General features: G+C 50.4%; 17 protein-coding genes and 1 tRNA gene. 10 read left to right on the plus strand and 8 right to left on the minus strand.

All coding sequences use genetic code 11. From position 1 onward, the window contains the following. Positions 1 to 6: 6 nt before the first annotated feature. Complete coding sequence (gene queG, locus PsAD5_RS25900; protein ID WP_063294212.1) at positions 7 to 1143, minus strand: tRNA epoxyqueuosine(34) reductase QueG; 1137 nt, start codon at positions 1141 to 1143, stop codon at positions 7 to 9. 20 nt (positions 1144 to 1163) lie between these two features. Then, the gene (locus PsAD5_RS25905) at positions 1164 to 1856 is read right to left on the minus strand and encodes a glutathione S-transferase family protein (protein ID WP_057462740.1); all 693 of its coding nucleotides are present in this window, start codon (positions 1854 to 1856) and stop codon (positions 1164 to 1166) included. A 149-nt stretch (positions 1857 to 2005) separates the two neighbouring features. On the opposite strand from PsAD5_RS25905, the gene PsAD5_RS25910 reads away from it, so the two are divergent. After that, positions 2006 to 2815: an undecaprenyl-diphosphate phosphatase gene (locus PsAD5_RS25910; RefSeq protein ID WP_063294213.1), complete on the plus strand. Its 810-nt coding sequence runs from the start codon at positions 2006 to 2008 to the stop codon at positions 2813 to 2815. Positions 2816 to 2862: 47 nt separating this feature from the next. Here the strand turns inward: PsAD5_RS25910 and PsAD5_RS25915 are convergent, their stop codons facing one another. Both PsAD5_RS25915 and PsAD5_RS25920 read right to left on the minus strand, forming a co-directional pair. Then, on the minus strand, positions 2863 to 4050 hold the full coding sequence (locus tag PsAD5_RS25915; protein ID WP_063294214.1) for a hypothetical protein: 1188 nt from the start codon (positions 4048 to 4050) through the stop codon (positions 2863 to 2865). 250 nt (positions 4051 to 4300) lie between these two features. Then, positions 4301 to 5287 (minus strand): complex I NDUFA9 subunit family protein, encoded by a 987-nt coding sequence (locus PsAD5_RS25920; RefSeq protein ID WP_084406053.1) that lies wholly within the window; start codon positions 5285 to 5287, stop codon positions 4301 to 4303. A 230-nt stretch (positions 5288 to 5517) separates the two neighbouring features. Here PsAD5_RS25920 and PsAD5_RS25925 point away from each other — a divergent pair. The 8 genes from PsAD5_RS25925 (at position 5518) to ptsN (ending at position 11597) form a co-directional block, all read left to right on the plus strand. After that, a tRNA-Leu gene (locus tag PsAD5_RS25925) sits at positions 5518 to 5604 on the plus strand. A 112-nt stretch (positions 5605 to 5716) separates the two neighbouring features. After that, complete coding sequence (locus PsAD5_RS25930; RefSeq protein WP_057462737.1) at positions 5717 to 6337, plus strand: ribonuclease D; 621 nt, start codon at positions 5717 to 5719, stop codon at positions 6335 to 6337. A gap of 252 nt (positions 6338 to 6589) precedes the next feature. After that, positions 6590 to 7252 (plus strand): LPS export ABC transporter periplasmic protein LptC, encoded by a 663-nt coding sequence (gene lptC, locus PsAD5_RS25935; RefSeq protein WP_208980846.1) that lies wholly within the window; start codon positions 6590 to 6592, stop codon positions 7250 to 7252. Continuing rightward, positions 7249 to 7818 (plus strand): lipopolysaccharide transport periplasmic protein LptA, encoded by a 570-nt coding sequence (gene lptA / locus PsAD5_RS25940; RefSeq protein ID WP_208981640.1) that lies wholly within the window; start codon positions 7249 to 7251, stop codon positions 7816 to 7818. Before lptC ends, lptA begins: the two co-directional genes overlap by 4 nt. A 70-nt stretch (positions 7819 to 7888) precedes the next feature. Further along, a complete protein-coding gene (gene lptB / locus PsAD5_RS25945) occupies positions 7889 to 8632 on the plus strand; it encodes an LPS export ABC transporter ATP-binding protein (protein WP_244271713.1) in 744 nt (247 codons plus the stop codon). A gap of 74 nt (positions 8633 to 8706) precedes the next feature. After that, positions 8707 to 10245 (plus strand): RNA polymerase factor sigma-54, encoded by a 1539-nt coding sequence (gene rpoN, locus PsAD5_RS25950; protein ID WP_063294215.1) that lies wholly within the window; start codon positions 8707 to 8709, stop codon positions 10243 to 10245. 218 nt (positions 10246 to 10463) lie between these two features. Beyond that, positions 10464 to 11054, plus strand: a complete 591-nt coding sequence (gene hpf, locus PsAD5_RS25955) for a ribosome hibernation-promoting factor, HPF/YfiA family (RefSeq protein WP_084404313.1) — start codon at positions 10464 to 10466, stop codon at positions 11052 to 11054. Positions 11055 to 11129: 75 nt separating this feature from the next. Beyond that, on the plus strand, positions 11130 to 11597 hold the full coding sequence (gene ptsN / locus PsAD5_RS25960) for a PTS IIA-like nitrogen regulatory protein PtsN (protein ID WP_057462732.1): 468 nt from the start codon (positions 11130 to 11132) through the stop codon (positions 11595 to 11597). Between the two features lie 151 nt (positions 11598 to 11748). Here the strand turns inward: ptsN and PsAD5_RS25965 are convergent, their stop codons facing one another. Further along, positions 11749 to 12009, minus strand: coding sequence for a BQ00720 family protein (locus PsAD5_RS25965; RefSeq protein WP_008548441.1), 261 nt, complete (start codon positions 12007 to 12009; stop codon positions 11749 to 11751). 161 nt (positions 12010 to 12170) lie between these two features. Next, positions 12171 to 12599 carry an Hsp20 family protein gene (locus PsAD5_RS25970; RefSeq protein WP_057462731.1) on the minus strand — a complete coding sequence of 143 codons (429 nt, stop codon included), beginning with the start codon at positions 12597 to 12599 and terminating at the stop codon, positions 12171 to 12173. 352 nt (positions 12600 to 12951) lie between these two features. Between PsAD5_RS25970 and PsAD5_RS25975 the strand changes: the two genes are divergently transcribed. Beyond that, a complete protein-coding gene (locus tag PsAD5_RS25975; protein ID WP_063294217.1) occupies positions 12952 to 13518 on the plus strand; it encodes an MAPEG family protein in 567 nt (188 codons plus the stop codon). Positions 13519 to 13622: 104 nt separating this feature from the next. Here PsAD5_RS25975 and hutX read toward each other — a convergent pair whose 3' ends face one another. Then, complete coding sequence (gene hutX, locus PsAD5_RS25980; RefSeq protein ID WP_063286518.1) at positions 13623 to 14117, minus strand: heme utilization cystosolic carrier protein HutX; 495 nt, start codon at positions 14115 to 14117, stop codon at positions 13623 to 13625. After that, a complete protein-coding gene (gene hutW / locus PsAD5_RS25985) occupies positions 14114 to 15484 on the minus strand; it encodes a heme anaerobic degradation radical SAM methyltransferase ChuW/HutW (protein WP_063294218.1) in 1371 nt (456 codons plus the stop codon). The genes hutX and hutW overlap by 4 nt, the downstream gene beginning before the upstream one ends. Positions 15485 to 15589: the final 105 nt, after the last annotated feature.

Raw genomic sequence — 15589 nt, forward strand, 5'->3', positions numbered from 1 at the left:
GGCACCCTAGGAAGAGGTGCCCTGATCCCATTCAGCTTTAACCGTTTCGCTCTGCTCATTAGAGAGCGCTGCTGACTTGTGCTTATTGTACTCGTCAGCAGAGACAAGTTGGACCAAAGCCCAGACGGCTGTCACGCGGACGGTTTCATCTTCGTCTTGCAAGTGGTTTAGCACGTGGGGGATGAGTTTTTCTTCTGCGCTGTTGCCTGCTGCGATGAGGCAGTTGCGGATGAAGCGGTTGCGGCCAATGCGCTTGACAGGGGAACCAGAGAAGAACTTGCGGAAGGTTGGATCGTCCATTTGCAGCAGCTCTGCAAGGGCTGGTTCCATCAGGTCTTCGCGGGCCTGTAATTTGGCTTCACTAGCGGACTGCGCAAACTTGTTCCATGGGCAAACAGAAAGGCAATCATCGCACCCATAGATGCGGTTGCCAATTGGTTTGCGGAATTCCAGCGGGATTGGGCCGTGGTGCTCGATGGTCAGATAGGAAATGCAGCGGTTAGCATCTACTTGATACGGCGCTGGGAAAGCCTTCGTCGGACAAACTGTGAGGCAGCGTTTGCAGTTGCCACAATGGTCGACTTCCGGCTCATCCAATGGCAAGTCCAGTGTTGAGAAAATCGCCCCGAGGAAGAACCAGGAGCCAAGCTCTCTGGACACGAGGTTGGAGTGCTTGCCTTGCCAGCCGAGCCCAGCGGAATGAGCCAGAGGTTTTTCCATTACCGGGGCCGTGTCCACAAACACCTTAACATCCCCACCGCCTTTGGAAACCAACAGGCTGGCCAGCTCTTTCATTTTGCCTTTGACGATGTCGTGATAATCGCGGTTGCGAGCATAGACTGAAATGTGCGCTTTATCTGGCTTATCGCGCATTTCCATCGGGTCGATGTCAGGCCCATAATTCATCGCCAGCATGACAACAGAGCGGGCTTCCGGCCACAACTCTAACGGGCTTGAACGCCGGACTTCGGTTTCCGGCATCCATTCCATTGTGGCGTGATAACCCTGCTCAATGAAGTGATGCAGGCGCTCTGGCGCAAGTGGGATTGCATCCGCTGTGGTGATGCGGATGTCATCGAACCCGACTGCACGTGCGCGTTTGATCAGATCCGCCTTGACGCGTGCAGCTTGCTTCTCCGTCAACTGAGTGTCTGAATGAGATTTTAGAAGTCCAGATCCGCGTAGGTCTTTGCTGCTGGCATGCCGAGCATCTTGTCCGCCAGAATTGGGCGGAAGCTCGGACGAGATTTCATCCGTGCGTACCAGCTCTTCACGTTTTCGTCCTCGGACCATGGAACTTCACCAAGATAGTCTGCACAGGAAAGAAGACTTGCTGCAGCCAGATCAGCGAATGTGAGCCGATCACCAGCCAGCCACTTTCGTGTCGCAGCAAGGTATCCGATGTAGCGCAAGTGGTTCAGCATATTGACCCGTGCAATCCGAAGAATGCTTGAGTCTGGCTGTCCGCCACCCTGGCTATCCGGCATCTCCTGTTTGTAAATGCGTTCTTGCACGATGTAGCCAATAACCTCACCGAGGAATTTTTGCAAAAACCAAGAGACGAGACGACGCGTTTCTGCACGTGCTTCAGGATGATCCGGCAACAAGCGGCTGTTAGGAATCGCATAGCCGCGAGTTTCGTCCAAGTATTCCATGATAACCATGGGCCCGCACACAGCAGGGCCATCATTTTCCTTCAGAACGGGGAGCGTTCCTGCTGGGTTCATCATGAGGAAGTCGTGACGACGTGCCCAAGGGTACTCCGTCTGACATTCAAACGGAGTTCCATATTCTCCGAGCGCTAAGCGTGCGAAGCGCGATTCAGGAGAGAAAGGATGATGATAGAGCTTGAGCATTGTTCTGATTTATGAGCAAACCTGTAACTAAAAGGTTGCTATAGAAACGTAATTTGTCTCAAAAGAGTCTTGAGACGGTAAACCATACGAAAACACGGGGACAACCTCACCAATGTCATCTGGGGAAAATTCGTGGAGACCATCGTTTAATGACAACTGAAAGTATCGTCGGCGCATTGCTGCTCGGCATCATTGAAGGCCTGACTGAATTCATCCCAGTTTCCTCCACAGGGCATCTGCTGCTGATCGGGCATTTTATCGGGTTTAAAAGTGAAGGTCGCGCCTTTGAGGTGATGATCCAGCTTGGAGCTATTGCAGCTATCCTGACTGTCTACTTCACACGGCTCACAAGAATTGCAGTTGCACTGCCAACAAGTGCAAAAGCTCGGCATTTCACACTAGGCGTTTTGCTTGCTTTTCTGCCTGCTGCAGCGATTGGCGCACTGGCCTACGATTTCATCAAAGCGGTTTTGTTTGAAACTCCCGCTCTGGTCTGCGTGACGCTGATTTTCGGTGGCATCATCATGCTGCTGATTGATAAAATGCCTTTGCAAGCACGCTATACCAACGTGGAAGACTATCCGCTTTCGCTTTACATCAAGATCGGCTTTGCTCAGTGCATGGCTATGATCCCCGGCGTATCTCGTAGTGGCGCTACGATTGTCGCTTCCTTGCTGATGGGCACGGACAAGCGGTCTGCGGCGGAGTTTTCATTCTTCCTTGCAATGCCGACCATGGTTGGTGCGTTTGTTTTTGATTTTCTGAAGAACAAGGACGCCTTGGGGCAGGATGACTGGACCCTGATTATCATCGGGCTCGTCTCTTCCTTCATTGCCGGTTTCTTCGTTGTACGCAGCTTGCTGGATTATGTTTCCAGGCACGGCTTCGCTCTGTTCGGCTGGTGGCGCATCATTGTAGGCGGGCTTGGACTGTTGGGGCTCATCCTCACTCAGAGCTAACCGCAGCTACAAATCACCTTCAAAGCGTCGCAAACATGCGGCGCTTTTTATTTCAGATCAGAAGCCGGGGTATGTTTGAAGCTGTACCCTTTGTTCAACCATTCCTGAAACCTGTTCTGTGTGTCGGGATCGCTGAGCTCGTAATGAGTAACCAGTCCAGATTTTGGAATATCCTGATCTTTACGCAGCAAGGCCATGTCCAGTGTTTGACAGTTGGTGTGATAAAGCTCGACGGATCCTTTGTCCGTCTTTTGAAGATAGGCGGTATGAGAGATGTGGCCCGTTTTATCATCAACAAAATTGAGAACGCCGGACTCTTCAACTTTGGTGTGGTCGAACTCTTTTTCGACTGTTTCGGGAGATACGCCCATCAACTCAGGATATCCTTCCGGGTAGCCATTTACCTTGTTCTCCCCCATCAGGCTCGATCGCAAAAACTCTGGCAGGTTGCCCTCTAAGACACCGACTTTCATTGCCGCGTTGTAGCAAACCTGCGGGCGCCAGCTCTCTCTCTTTTTATCATAGTCAGCAGTAAGGCTACCCTGAAGCTTTTCATCGCCCATACGTTTGCTTTCAGGCTTGCTTGCTTCCGCTGAATCCAGCCAATCCATCTCTTTACGGAGCTTTTGAAGAGCTTTGTTGCCTGACTTCAGTGCCTTGTTGACATCATCAATATTGCGGGCCTGAACGCATGCTTCTGCGTGGGCGAGCTCCTTGTTTACATCCTCACAAGCTGATGTGAACTTGTTAAGCTTTTTAGCATTGGCCTTACTAAAATAAGCACGCTTCACAAACTCGCCCTTACGGTCTGCATGTTCATTGTATTCTTCTCGCAGACCGCCCACTTCATCGGACAGTTCAGAGAGCGTTCTTTCTGCATCATTGATCAGTTCTGAGTGTTCCGAGACGCACTTTTGCAAGAGAGAGACGGTAGAGATAACAGCATTCTCATTCTTGTCATGGATCGCAGCCAGAGCCGCCTTGAGAGCGGATTGAGTCGCTTTATCGCATTTTTTGAAAGATGAATTCAGTGCCTTATAATTTCTCAGAATGTCACTTTTAGCATTTAGTTCAGAAATAGAATGCTCTAGCTGAGAAAAGTCCGCAGGTAAGGCAGCTTCAGCTGCTGCTTCGCCTGTCTCTGCACCTTCTGCACCGCCTGCATTGATACGCAGGAGTTTAAACATATCCTCTGTCCATCGATGCTCTTCTGGGGTCAAGTCGGTCAGCGGCATGGTCTCATTCCAGTTTTGAAGGCTCTACTGCTAAGGAAACTACTTAGTATCGAACAATATGCGCTAGTATGATGAAGGCAAGACGGCTTTTAGAACTGGTGGTGAACATATGCTTATGCAGCACCTGTGAGCTTAGGTTAAAATTGAATGAGCCGCTCCATTGAGGTTGCGACTACGCAAATCACAGTCGTCTCAGGCACGAAAAAACCCCGCCAGAGGCGGGGCTTTGTGGCTTAAAATCTAAAAATCACTATGACTTAGCAGGTCTTTTTGCATCGTACTGCCCATGTGGGCGGAACTTATCGAGATACGTTGGCAGAATTGCTTCCATGGAATGCGGCTCAATGCCAAGCCCTTCAAAAGTACGCTTCTCCGACTGGGCTTCCCTGCTTACAACGTTATCGCTTTTCAGAAGATTGACCTGGTCAACAGTCAACATGGGCTTTGGCAGCAGCTGCATGAACTTTGCCTGAATACGGGCGATCAGGAACGGCAAAGTAACAAGCATGCGTTTGCGATGGATGACCTGCATCAGCAACTGCAAGCATTCCTTGAAGGTCGCGACCTGAGGGCCGCCTAGCTCGTAAATTTTGCCAGCTTCAGCCTTGCCCTCGATGGCATTCGCAATAGCGAGCGCAACATCACCCACATAAACAGGCTGGAATTTGGTATGACCGCCGCCGATCAGAGGCAATACGGGGAAGAGCTGCGCCATGCTACCGAAGCGGTTGAAAAAATCATCTTCTGGACCGAATACGATGGACGGACGGAAGATGACGGCATCTGGCATTGCATCCAGAACGGCCTTTTCGCCCGCAGCTTTTGTTCTTGCATAAACAGCCGGGCTGTTTTCGTCCGCGCCAATTGCAGAAACGTGCACCAGATTATCAATGCCCTGCTCTTTGCAGACCTCGGCCACTGTTGCAGGGCCTTTTGCCTGAACACTGTCAAACTTCTGAGCACCACTCTCATAGAGAATACCCACAAGGTTGATGACTGCGCAGGCGCCTTCAACAGCGCGCTCGACAGATTTTTTGTTACGCACGCTCGCAGCGACAGGCATGATTTGCCCAACAGCCCCCAGCGGCTGCAAATGCTCTGCAAGATCAGGATGACGAACAGCGGCGCGGACGCTGTATCCGCGCTCTGCTAAGATCCTGATAACGTGACGACCAATAAATCCTGACCCGCCAAAAACGGTTATAAGTTTCCCGTTAAGCGCTTGCGCCATTTTCATCCACCTTTGCCAAAGTTTTGCAGGTACGCGTATTAGCGCGCATAACCCTCAAAAAAGCTATAATTCATGGGATGTTAATACGCTCAAGGTTTTGGGATGTGAAGGCACTCTGTGGAGAAATTAAAACTCTTTGCAAATGTGTGATTGACAATCTCAACCCAGATCACTAGAACCCAGCCTCACAGAGCGGCGCTGCCAAGCAGCAACCCTCTGAAAGAAAAAGATGATATGCCCAGATGGCGGAATTGGTAGACGCGCTAGCTTCAGGTGCTAGTGCCCGCAAGGGCGTGGAGGTTCGAGTCCTCTTCTGGGCACCATCTTTTCTTCACAAAGCTCTCCCTAAAAATTACAGAGTAACTTGACCGTTTGGTGTAGAAGAGACAAAACACGTCTCATGTACCAAATCGCGCTTATTCTTCGAGAGCAACAATGACAATCAGATATCACAAGAACGATCTTCCAGACCTTTCCAATTATGCTTCAGCTGACGCTGTTGCAGTAGACTCCGAGACTCTAGGTCTGAACCCACACCGGGATCGGTTGTGCGTTGTGCAGCTTTCTTCTGGCGACGGCTCTGCTGACGTGGTGCAGATTGAGCGCGGCCAGCTGGTTGCTCCTAATTTGCAAGCGCTGTTTGAAGATGAGAGCAAGCCAAAGATTTTTCACTTTGCCCGCTTTGATGTTGCCATATTGAAAGAGTACCTGGACATTTCCGTTTCTCCGGTCTGGTGCACAAAAATCGCTTCCAAGCTCGTGCGTACCTACACAGACCGTCACGGTCTGAAAGATCTTTGCCGCGAGTTGATTGGCGTTGACCTTTCCAAACAGCAGCAGAGCTCTGATTGGGCAGCTGAAAAGCTGACAGATGCACAGCTGGCCTATGCTGCATCAGATGTTCTGCACCTTCATAAGCTTAAAGAACGCCTTGAATTTATGCTGGAACGTGAAGAGCGTACCGAAATTGCGCAGAAGTGCTTCGAATTTCTGCCGACACGCGCGCAGCTTGACCTTGCAGGATGGCCTGAGAACGATATTTTCGCACATTCTTAAGTGAAACTCGAGTTTTCTACCAGTATTTGCGGTTTAATGGGCTTCAGCATTTGTAATTTGTTGAAGCCCCCCCATTTAGGCAGCTAGTGTGTACTTACTGCTTCCTTTCGGGTTTTTACCTGAAAATTTGCGTATCAACGGAAGCGGCTTGTGCCTGTAAGATACTGGTTACTCACTGTACGAGAGACCGGAAAATGGCAACCGGACAGCGATCCCCGTCTGTATCGCGTCCAGAATGTTCCAGGACTATGAATGACAACAATGGAAAACATGCCCAAAGAGTTTGCGAATGAAGCGCAAACACGGCTTGAAAAAGCGCGCAAATCTGCGCGTCGACATTCCATTCTCGTTCGCATTCTCCGATTTGCTCTTCCTGCTGGCGGATTACTGATCGCCGCTGGTGTGATTGGCATGATCGTTTTCCAAAATATTCTTGCCGGCCTGAGCATTGGAGATATCAGCCTGACAACCGAAGGACTGGTCATGTCCAACCCGCATCTGTCGGGAAATGATGGTGATCGTTCATACAACGTTCAGGCGGATCGGGCTATTCAGCGTATCACAAACCCGCAAGTGATTGATTTGGAGAATATTGTGGCCGAAATCACAATAGCTCCCGGGGAAACTGTTAGTATCACCTCTCGAAACGGGACGTTTGATACAGAGATGGAAACCCTGAATCTCACCAATGGGATTACGGTCGCGTACAGTAAAGGCTATTCCGCAGAATTTGAGTATCTCGATATTGATATGAAGACAGGTACAATCCAGACCAACGATACAGTTGATGTCATGTCTGATGGTGGCTATATCGATGCTGGATCTATGGAATTTGATCAGAAAAACAATGTTTTGAATTTTCGCCGGGGCGTCAAGATGAAGCTTCTGCCCTGGGCACTGGAGAACGGTCAATGATTAACCGGATGAGAATATTCTCTCTATCTTGTCTTATGGCATTCGGGCTGGCTGGAATGGCCCACGCACAAACGTTCTCCGATTCATTTGCCGGATTTGGTTCTAACAATAAAGAACCTATTGAGATTGAAGCGACGAACCTTCAGGTTCGTGACAAAGACAAAAGCGCTATATTCAGCGGCAATGTTGTTGTTACCCAAGGTGAAACTAAGCTGGAAACCCAGCGCTTGATCGTGTTTTATGCTGGCTCCATGGCCAATGGTACAGCGGATGGCCAGGCCGTTCAGCAGTCCATTTCCCGTCTTGAAGCAAAAGGTAAGGTCCTGATTTCCTCCAAGGATCAGGTCGCAACTGGTGACGATGCCAGCTTTGACATGGACAAGCAGGTTGTTGTGATGACCGGTAAGCGCGTTGTTCTCAGCCAGGGACCAAACGTAATTGTTGGCAAGCGCCTTGTGATCAACCTGGAAACAGGCAAAGCAAATCTGGATTCTAGCGAAACTGGCGGTAACACCGGTCGTGTGCGGATGCTTTTGCAGCCGAACAGCCTTGAAAATAAGAACTAAAGCAAAATAGGCCACGCTCTTGAGTGCACACCCAATTGATCCTCAGATCCCAACGCACCAGCCAGAAGGCATCAAGTACGCCGACCCATCAGAGGCGGTGCTTGAAGTTGATGGCATCGGCAAGAGTTACGGACGTCGTCAGGTTGTCAAACATGTCAGCTTGAATGTACGGCGTGGCGAAGCTGTGGGACTACTGGGTCCAAACGGAGCTGGTAAGACAACCTGCTTTTATATGATCACCGGTCTCATTCGTCCGGATCATGGTTCAATTCGCCTCGATAACTTCGACATGACGCAGCTGCCAATGTACCGCCGTGCGCGTCTGGGAGTTGGTTATCTGCCTCAGGAAGCCTCGATTTTCCGTGGTCTCTCTGTTGAAGACAACATTCGTGCTGTTTTAGAAGTGGTGGAGCCGAACAAGAAGCGTCGTGAGGAAGATCTCGACTCGCTTCTAACTGAATTTGGTGTCACACACCTGCGTAAATCGCCAAGTATCGCACTCAGTGGTGGTGAGCGCCGCCGTGTCGAGATTGCGCGCGCTTTGGCAACTCGCCCGTCCTTTATGCTGCTTGATGAGCCGTTTGCGGGTATTGACCCGATCGCGGTGGGTGACATTCAGCAGCTCGTACGTCATTTGACCCAACGCGGTATTGGCGTGCTGATTACAGACCACAACGTTCGTGAAACGCTTGGGCTGATTGACCGCGCTTATATTATCGCGGCAGGTGAAGTTCTGACAGAAGGCAAGCCACATCAGATCGTTGCAGATCCGGATGTAAGGCGTTTGTATCTCGGGGAACAGTTCACTCTTTGATTTCCAACCTATGCCGAATTGCGTAGAAGAGTGTTGCAGGCTAGCTTGCAGCACTTGGAGGACGAAATAACTCTATGGCAATCGGTCCAAAATTAGAATTCAGACAAAGCCAACAGCTTGTCATGACGCCGCAACTGATGCAGGCGATCAAGCTGTTGCAGCTGTCGAATGTGGACCTGCTTGCACACGTTAATAGTGAGTTGGAAAGTAACCCCTTTCTAGAGCGAGATGACAGCCCGGATGGCGCTGGTCCCGCTGGAGAGACCTCCAATTCAGAAAGTACTCCAGAAGCTGACAATAGCCCTGCAGAGATGCAGGAGGGGGATTGGCTCAATAACGAGCTGGAAACAACTCCGGAAGCAATATCGAGCAATCTGGATTCTGAACTCTCTAACGTCTTCCCTGATGATAATGGCGAGCACCAGGCCGTTGATCCGGTTCAGCAGAAGGCGGATAACTGGCAGGCACCGAGCCACAGCACTTCCTCAGGAGCCTCTGACTACAATCTTGAAGCGTTTGTCGCCGCAGAAATCTCCCTGAGTGAGCATCTTCAAGAACAGCTCGGTTTTGTGCTCACGAACCCTGCCGATGTTCTGGTCGCTTATCAACTCGTCGATTGCATTGATGAAAATGGCTATCTACGCATTGACGGTGCTGAGATGTCTGCGCGCCTCGGGGTTTCAGAGCGAGATCTGGAGCGGGTTATTCTTGCTTTGCAGGCGCTTGATCCGGTTGGTGTGTTTGCGCGTGATTTGTCTGAGTGCCTAAAACTGCAACTCAAAGAAAAAGACCGCTACGACCCTGCCATGCAGGCGCTGGTCGAGAACATTGAGTTGCTGGCTTTGCATGACCTCGTAAAGCTCAAACGTATTTGCAAAGTGGATGATGAAGACCTCAAGGACATGATCCTTGAGATAAAAGAGCTCAATCCGAAGCCTGGCGCTGCATTCAATACGGAAATTACCCAGCCGATTGTGCCAGATGCATTTGTTCGGCCTGCTTCAGATGGAGGCTGGACCGTTGAGCTCAACACAGAGAGCCTGCCTAAGGTTCTGGTGAGCCAGAGTTACTACTCCGAGATTTCTCAGGGCTCCAGAAACGATAAGGAACTGGCGTACTTCACCGATAGCCTGCAGACCGCAAACTGGCTGGTCAAAAGCCTTGATCAGCGGGCGCGGACAATTCTGAAGGTGTCCTCTGAGATTGTTCGTCAACAGGACGGTTTTCTTACTTATGGTGTACAGCACCTTCGGCCAATGAATCTGCGCGTTGTGGCAGACGCCATTGGCATGCATGAATCCACCGTCAGCCGTGTCACATCCAACAAATACATCGCTACGCCACGTGGCATTTTCGAGCTGAAATACTTTTTTTCTGCCGCAATTGCCTCTTCTGAGGGCGGTGAATCGCACTCAGCGGAATCAGTCCGCTATCGAGTTAAGCAACTTATTGACGCTGAAGATCCGAAGAAGATTCTTTCAGATGACGCTCTTGTAAAAATTTTGAAAGACGACGGTGTGGATATAGCGCGACGAACTGTAGCTAAGTATCGGGAAGCATTAAAGATTCCGAGCTCAGTTCAGCGTCGGAGAGAAAAGAAAAGCCTGACCTAACCCACTGATATTTCTCATGGTTTCAATGAGACATAATAGGGTCCCGATCAGTTAATAACCTCTATAGGATGTTTCTCTGTTCTCATAGATTTTTCTAAGAACTCGAAAACAGTAGCACTTTAAACTTAGCTGGTCCAAACTACATGTGTTGAAGGGTTCTTTACTCTTTGGCTGAAGAACCTGTCAGCGAATAAGTCGACACAACATAAGAGGTTCCCATGACAATTAGAATTTCGGGGAGGAACGTGGACATTGGTGACGCAACCAGGACACACGTTGAAGACCGGATTTCCGATGCACTGGATAAATATTTCCCAGGAGCATACACGGGTCATGTGACAATCGCTCGCGAAGGCTCAGGCTTCCGATCCGACTGCACAGTCCACCTCAGCACGGGAGTTGTGCTTCAGGTTTCGGGTGACAGTCAGGATCCGCGACAAAGTTTCGACAAAGCAGCCGAACGCATTGAGAAAAGGCTAAGGCGCTACAACAGAAAGTTAAACGACCACCACACAAATGGCCTCCCTGCAGAGTGGGAAACATACGACGCAACATCGTATGTTCTTGCTGATCCTGAGCAGGAAGAAGAGGTACCTGCCGACTACAGCCCACTTGTGGTTGCAGAAACTGAAGCGAAAGTGAAAACACTGACTGTCGGAATGGCAGTTATGGAGCTAGATTTAAGTGAAGCTCCCGTTGTAGTGTTCCGCAACGCTGGTAATGGTGAGGTAAATGTCGTATTCCGTCGTCACGATGGAAACGTTGGCTGGATTGATCCAAATCTCGCTAACGGGGCTGCTCCTAACTGATAATCATGGTCATCACGACCCTGTACAAAGCCGGTTTTCACCGGCTTTGTATTTTGCATGGACACGGATCAAGGAATGGATCTGAACGAACTTCTTCGTCCTGAGGCTGTCATTGCCAACCTCAAGGCAAACAGCAAGAAACAAGCCCTGCAGGAACTTGCAGAACGGGCCTCTGAGATTTGCGGAGAAACTGAGCGCGATATCTTTGATACGCTGCTGCAACGCGAACGTCTCGGCTCTACAGGTGTCGGAAACGGCATTGCAATTCCGCATGGAAAAATCGTGGACCTTGACGGGTTACACGGCCTGTTTGCGCGACTGGACAAACCGATCGAGTTCGACAGCTTGGATGACCAGCCTGTTGATTTGATCTTTGTTTTGCTTGCGCCAGAAGGCGCTGGAGCGGACCACTTGAAAGCTCTGGCACGTGTTGCACGACTTTTGAGGGATTCTGATGTTGCAAGCAAGCTGCGCGCAACAACAGATGCTGCTGCAATTTATTCTATTCTGACCCACCCACAGGCTTCGCCTAACGCAGCTTGAGGCACGTCAGCTCAAAAACAAAAAAGCCTGGATCGGACGCATTCCAATCCAGGCTTTTTCTTTGCCTAATTCACTGGGTCTGAAGAGTTTTTCTACGCTTTGAAACGCTGTCTTTCTCTATTACTCCCTCTGAGAGCTCCCAGTAATTGGTTTAGTGGACGCTCAAAGCTTCCAGATCATTCTCAATTGCGTTTGCAATTGCTGCATTGCGTGTATCAGTCAGAACCAGTGGTGTTCCGTCAGCAGCCAAAAGAGCCCAAGCAGGAAGGTCTGCATCCTGCAGCTCTGCATCAGGGAACATCTTCTTCAGGTCATTTGGAGAAACGCGCCTTACATAGGCGACTTCACCAGCTCCGAGTTCTTCAAAATTTTCGTACGGGTCGTCGGCCAGCACAGAAGGGGCGCGTGTCATCGCCTTCTCCTTGAGAGTTACTAGAGCAGGCTGCGCATGTTTTCGCTTCAAGCTCTAAGTCTTTATAGTCGCGCGCATCTTTGCCCAAAAATCGGTTTTCCGCTTTCCGGAGATACGCTTCAATATTCAGATCAGCGCGAAGAAAGGATTGCTCCTTTAATTCAGTCCCCCGCCGAGATTTCAATCCGGCGAACGATACGCTCTGGCTCAGGACGAGCAAGATCAATAGACAACAGACCATCTCGCAGGTCTGCCCCTAAAATCTCAATGCCTTCGGCCAACACAAATGCGCGTTGGAACTGTCGTGCAGCTATACCCCTGTGTAGGTATTGGCGAGTTTTGTCTTCTTGTTGGCGACCACGGATTACCAATTGGCTTTCCTCAACAGAAACATCCAGTTGGTCACGTGTGAAGCCAGCAACCGCAAGCGTGATGCGGATGACTTCACCTTTCTCTTCAGTGGCAACGAGGCGTTCAATATTGTAGGGTGGGTAGCCATCATTGGCTGCTTTGCTCACCCTGTCCAATACGCGCTCAATATCATCGAACCCCAACATAAATGGGCTCGAAAACGCAGATACTCGCGTCATAATCCAAGTCCTTCTTCAAGCGACCCAGCTCCAGACCCTCATTAGGCATCCGGTGTGAGAGCATCTCGCCCTCGGTCTTTCCTCTGGAATATGGCGGTTAGCAGCGAAGGTTTCAAGTTAACTTAATGATACTCAATTAATTCTCCCGGATCGCAACGGTATTCTCAGGGCCCAAGACGAGCTTGGGTGGTAAAGCCGCAGGATTTTAAACACTGCGGCCTTGAGCCTTTGGTCTGTTTGGTCCTTCGGTTCCCTTCCTCTGCTGCCATGCCGGGAATGACAGGTTTACGTCCCCCTTAAGAAATCGTAGCGTCTGCTTTTGGAGAATGTTGCCTCAAGGGGGGTGATAGGAATGGACATTGCTGAGGTAGATAACTCACGTGCCACTTTGATGGTGAAGGCTTATCCGTTTGCGCTGATCGCTATCAGCCTGCTCATCAACCTATTCGTCTTCGGCATTAAACCGCTCGTCATCACCCTTCCCTCTCCAGAAGCAATCAAAGCCTTGATCATTGCTGCGGTTCTACTTCTTGGCAATCACACCTGGCTGATGACTGTCACAGAGCTGACGCGCGCTAAGTATGATCTGGCGACAACACCAGAAGAGTGGGAGCAGAAAGGCGGGCGCCCGTCTTCAATTGCTCAGGATGCTCGTGACGCGCTGGAACGTCGTCACAATGCTCACCGCAACACCACCGAAAACATGGTCTACTTTCTGCTGTTGGCAGCTGTTGTGGCTGTCGTTTCGCCTGTCACTCTTATGGTGCAGGTTTGGATAGTTGGATTTGCCGTTGCCCGGCTTGGCTACACTTACAGTTATCTGTCAGCCCAAACCGGCCTACGAGGCTTGTTTATGAGCCTGAGCTTGCTCAACCTTTATGGGATAGCCAGTTATCTCGTAATGGCGATGCTTGTTTGATCCTCAACGCCAAACAGAAAAGCCGGGGCAATGCCCCGACTTCTGCTTTTCACAGATCACCGTGAGCGAAATCGGTGGTCTATGATTTTCGACGTCTCACAGGCTCACCAGCTCGCGAGTTCATCAAACTTTTCAATCTGATCCGGCTTGATCTGACCTTCCTCATCACGGCCAAGGAAGATTTTCAGATAACAGTTACCATCTGCATTCAGGAAATTGATGGACACCGCCAGCTTGGAGAAGAATGGGCGCTTCAAGAACATGATAGAGTGGCACGCATCTGCCTTGATATGGCCGGAGAAGCCGCCTTCTGTCTGCTTAAGATTATAGAACCCGCGCGCATAGCTGCCTTCCGGGAACGGACCTTTCACTTCAAAGATCATATCTCCAGTGTTTGCGATGCTTGTGACGTTGCCCCAGGCAGGGATCGCCTTGATCACTTCGTCAAAACGTTCGCCTGAATGTTCACGCCACATTTCTTCTGGCAAGCAGCGGATTGTGTCAGCCATTGAGAGGCCGTGCTCCTTGGCAATGCTCTCCAGAATGCCTGCGGGGTTTTCTGCAAGTTTCTCTTTTAGCTCTGTGATTTGTGCGTTTATGCTGCCTCTTCCTCATAGGTTTTGGTTTCTGGCTGCAAGCTTGCGGAATGCAGCTTAAAGGCAGCCTTGAGATAAGTGAGAAGGGTTTGGTGCCAGAAGCGCCCTGCTGTGGTGAGGGAGATGAGCTCCTCACCCGCGATCAGGCCAGAGCACTGCCAGTTACTCAACAATGGATCTATGGATTTGCGAAAACCACGGGCGCTGACTTCTGTGCGCTCCAGATGCCCGAGGTCGAGGCGCATTTCTTCAATCCCAGCAGCTAGGAAGTTGAGGGGAGAAGACAATGGATCGGCTCTGTGCAAACGCGACAATGGCTTCTCCCCCTCCTCCAGACACCGCATGTAGTCCACGATTCCTCCATGGATGCCGTAGGAATATCCGTTGATGTTGCCGCTTGCCCCGGAACCGAAGGCTAGGCAGTCTGCGCCAGACTTGATCAATGTGTTGTAAAGATTACGCTCTCGGGTCTGTCGACCCCAATGACTGGAAGAAATCTGTTTCCAACCGTGGTGATGCATGTACTCTAAACCCTCGCCGTACATGGCTCCCTGCTGCGGCAAGGACGCTGCAGGGTCGCAAGCCCCCTTCTCAATCGCTTTTGAAAGGGGACTGCCGGGAAAGACTGCGAGTGTGTATAGATCGACACCATCCAAACCCAGATCCACAACAGTTCGTAAATCATCACGCCAGATTTCTGCGGTTTGATAGGGCAGACCTAATATCAGGTCACAGACGATTGCAGCACGGTTGCGGTCTCTCAGGCCTTCAAAAAAGCGGATTGTTTCTGATCCGCTCGCCTTACGGCCCTGTCGCTTGCGGACTTTAGTGTTGAAGGATTGAACTCCAGTTGAAAAGCGGTTGGCACCTGCATCCAGACATGCATCAATCTTGTCATCATCAAAGTGGAAGATGCGCCCCTCAACTGTGATCTCACAATCGGCTGAGAGAGGATAAAGTTCTCGGATACGACGGATCACTCTTGCGAGGTCTTTCGCATGTAGGGCTGTCGGAGTGCCGCCGCCAAAATAAACGGCGTTGATTGGTGAGCTTTGAGAAGCGGGGGAAGATGCCTCTAATTCAAGTTCTTTGATTAATGCATCAGCATATGGGGCTGAGTGTTCTTCATGCCATTTGTTGCGGTAGAACCCGCAGAACAGGCAGTGATTGGCGCAAAATGGGACATGCAAATACATGACGGCCATGCCTGACCGTTTGAATTGTTGAATTTCCTGCCATACAAGCTGGTGCTCCTCTTCCGACACAGCCTCACCAGCAGAGCCGGGCATATGGGCACCACGGCGCTCAAATGCATAGCGGAGAGGATCGTCTGTTTCCTGAGCGAAGAACTTTTCCAGCGCAGCTTTCATCGGTCAACCTAGCTTTGTTAATTTGGTTGGCTCGCAATGCGCTGGCTAAATATGAGTATCTACATCAAGTTTTGTTTTTGAGAAGAGAAGTTCGCTCACGTGCGA

The organism is Pseudovibrio sp. Ad5, assembly GCF_001623095.1.
Classification (GTDB): domain Bacteria; phylum Pseudomonadota; class Alphaproteobacteria; order Rhizobiales; family Stappiaceae; genus Pseudovibrio.

Bases quoted from the DNA above. Each gene is read 5' to 3' on its own strand.
- PsAD5_RS25975 (WP_063294217.1), top strand. From the start codon at position 12,952: ATGGACATTGCTGAGGTAGATAACTCACGTGCCACTTTGATGGTGAAG.
- PsAD5_RS25970 (WP_057462731.1), bottom strand. From the start codon at position 12,599: ATGACGCGAGTATCTGCGTTTTCGAGCCCATTTATGTTGGGGTTCGAT.
- lptA (WP_208981640.1), top strand. From the start codon at position 7,249: ATGATTAACCGGATGAGAATATTCTCTCTATCTTGTCTTATGGCATTC.
- rpoN (WP_063294215.1), top strand. From the start codon at position 8,707: ATGGCAATCGGTCCAAAATTAGAATTCAGACAAAGCCAACAGCTTGTC.
- ptsN (WP_057462732.1), top strand. From the start codon at position 11,130: ATGGATCTGAACGAACTTCTTCGTCCTGAGGCTGTCATTGCCAACCTC.
- PsAD5_RS25930 (WP_057462737.1), top strand. From the start codon at position 5,717: ATGACAATCAGATATCACAAGAACGATCTTCCAGACCTTTCCAATTAT.
- hpf (WP_084404313.1), top strand. From the start codon at position 10,464: ATGACAATTAGAATTTCGGGGAGGAACGTGGACATTGGTGACGCAACC.
- PsAD5_RS25905 (WP_057462740.1), bottom strand. From the start codon at position 1,856: ATGCTCAAGCTCTATCATCATCCTTTCTCTCCTGAATCGCGCTTCGCA.
- PsAD5_RS25910 (WP_063294213.1), top strand. From the start codon at position 2,006: ATGACAACTGAAAGTATCGTCGGCGCATTGCTGCTCGGCATCATTGAA.
- PsAD5_RS25965 (WP_008548441.1), bottom strand. From the start codon at position 12,009: ATGACACGCGCCCCTTCTGTGCTGGCCGACGACCCGTACGAAAATTTT.
- PsAD5_RS25920 (WP_084406053.1), bottom strand. From the start codon at position 5,287: ATGAAAATGGCGCAAGCGCTTAACGGGAAACTTATAACCGTTTTTGGC.
- lptC (WP_208980846.1), top strand. From the start codon at position 6,590: ATGACAACAATGGAAAACATGCCCAAAGAGTTTGCGAATGAAGCGCAA.
- hutW (WP_063294218.1), bottom strand. From the start codon at position 15,484: ATGAAAGCTGCGCTGGAAAAGTTCTTCGCTCAGGAAACAGACGATCCT.
- PsAD5_RS25915 (WP_063294214.1), bottom strand. From the start codon at position 4,050: ATGCCGCTGACCGACTTGACCCCAGAAGAGCATCGATGGACAGAGGAT.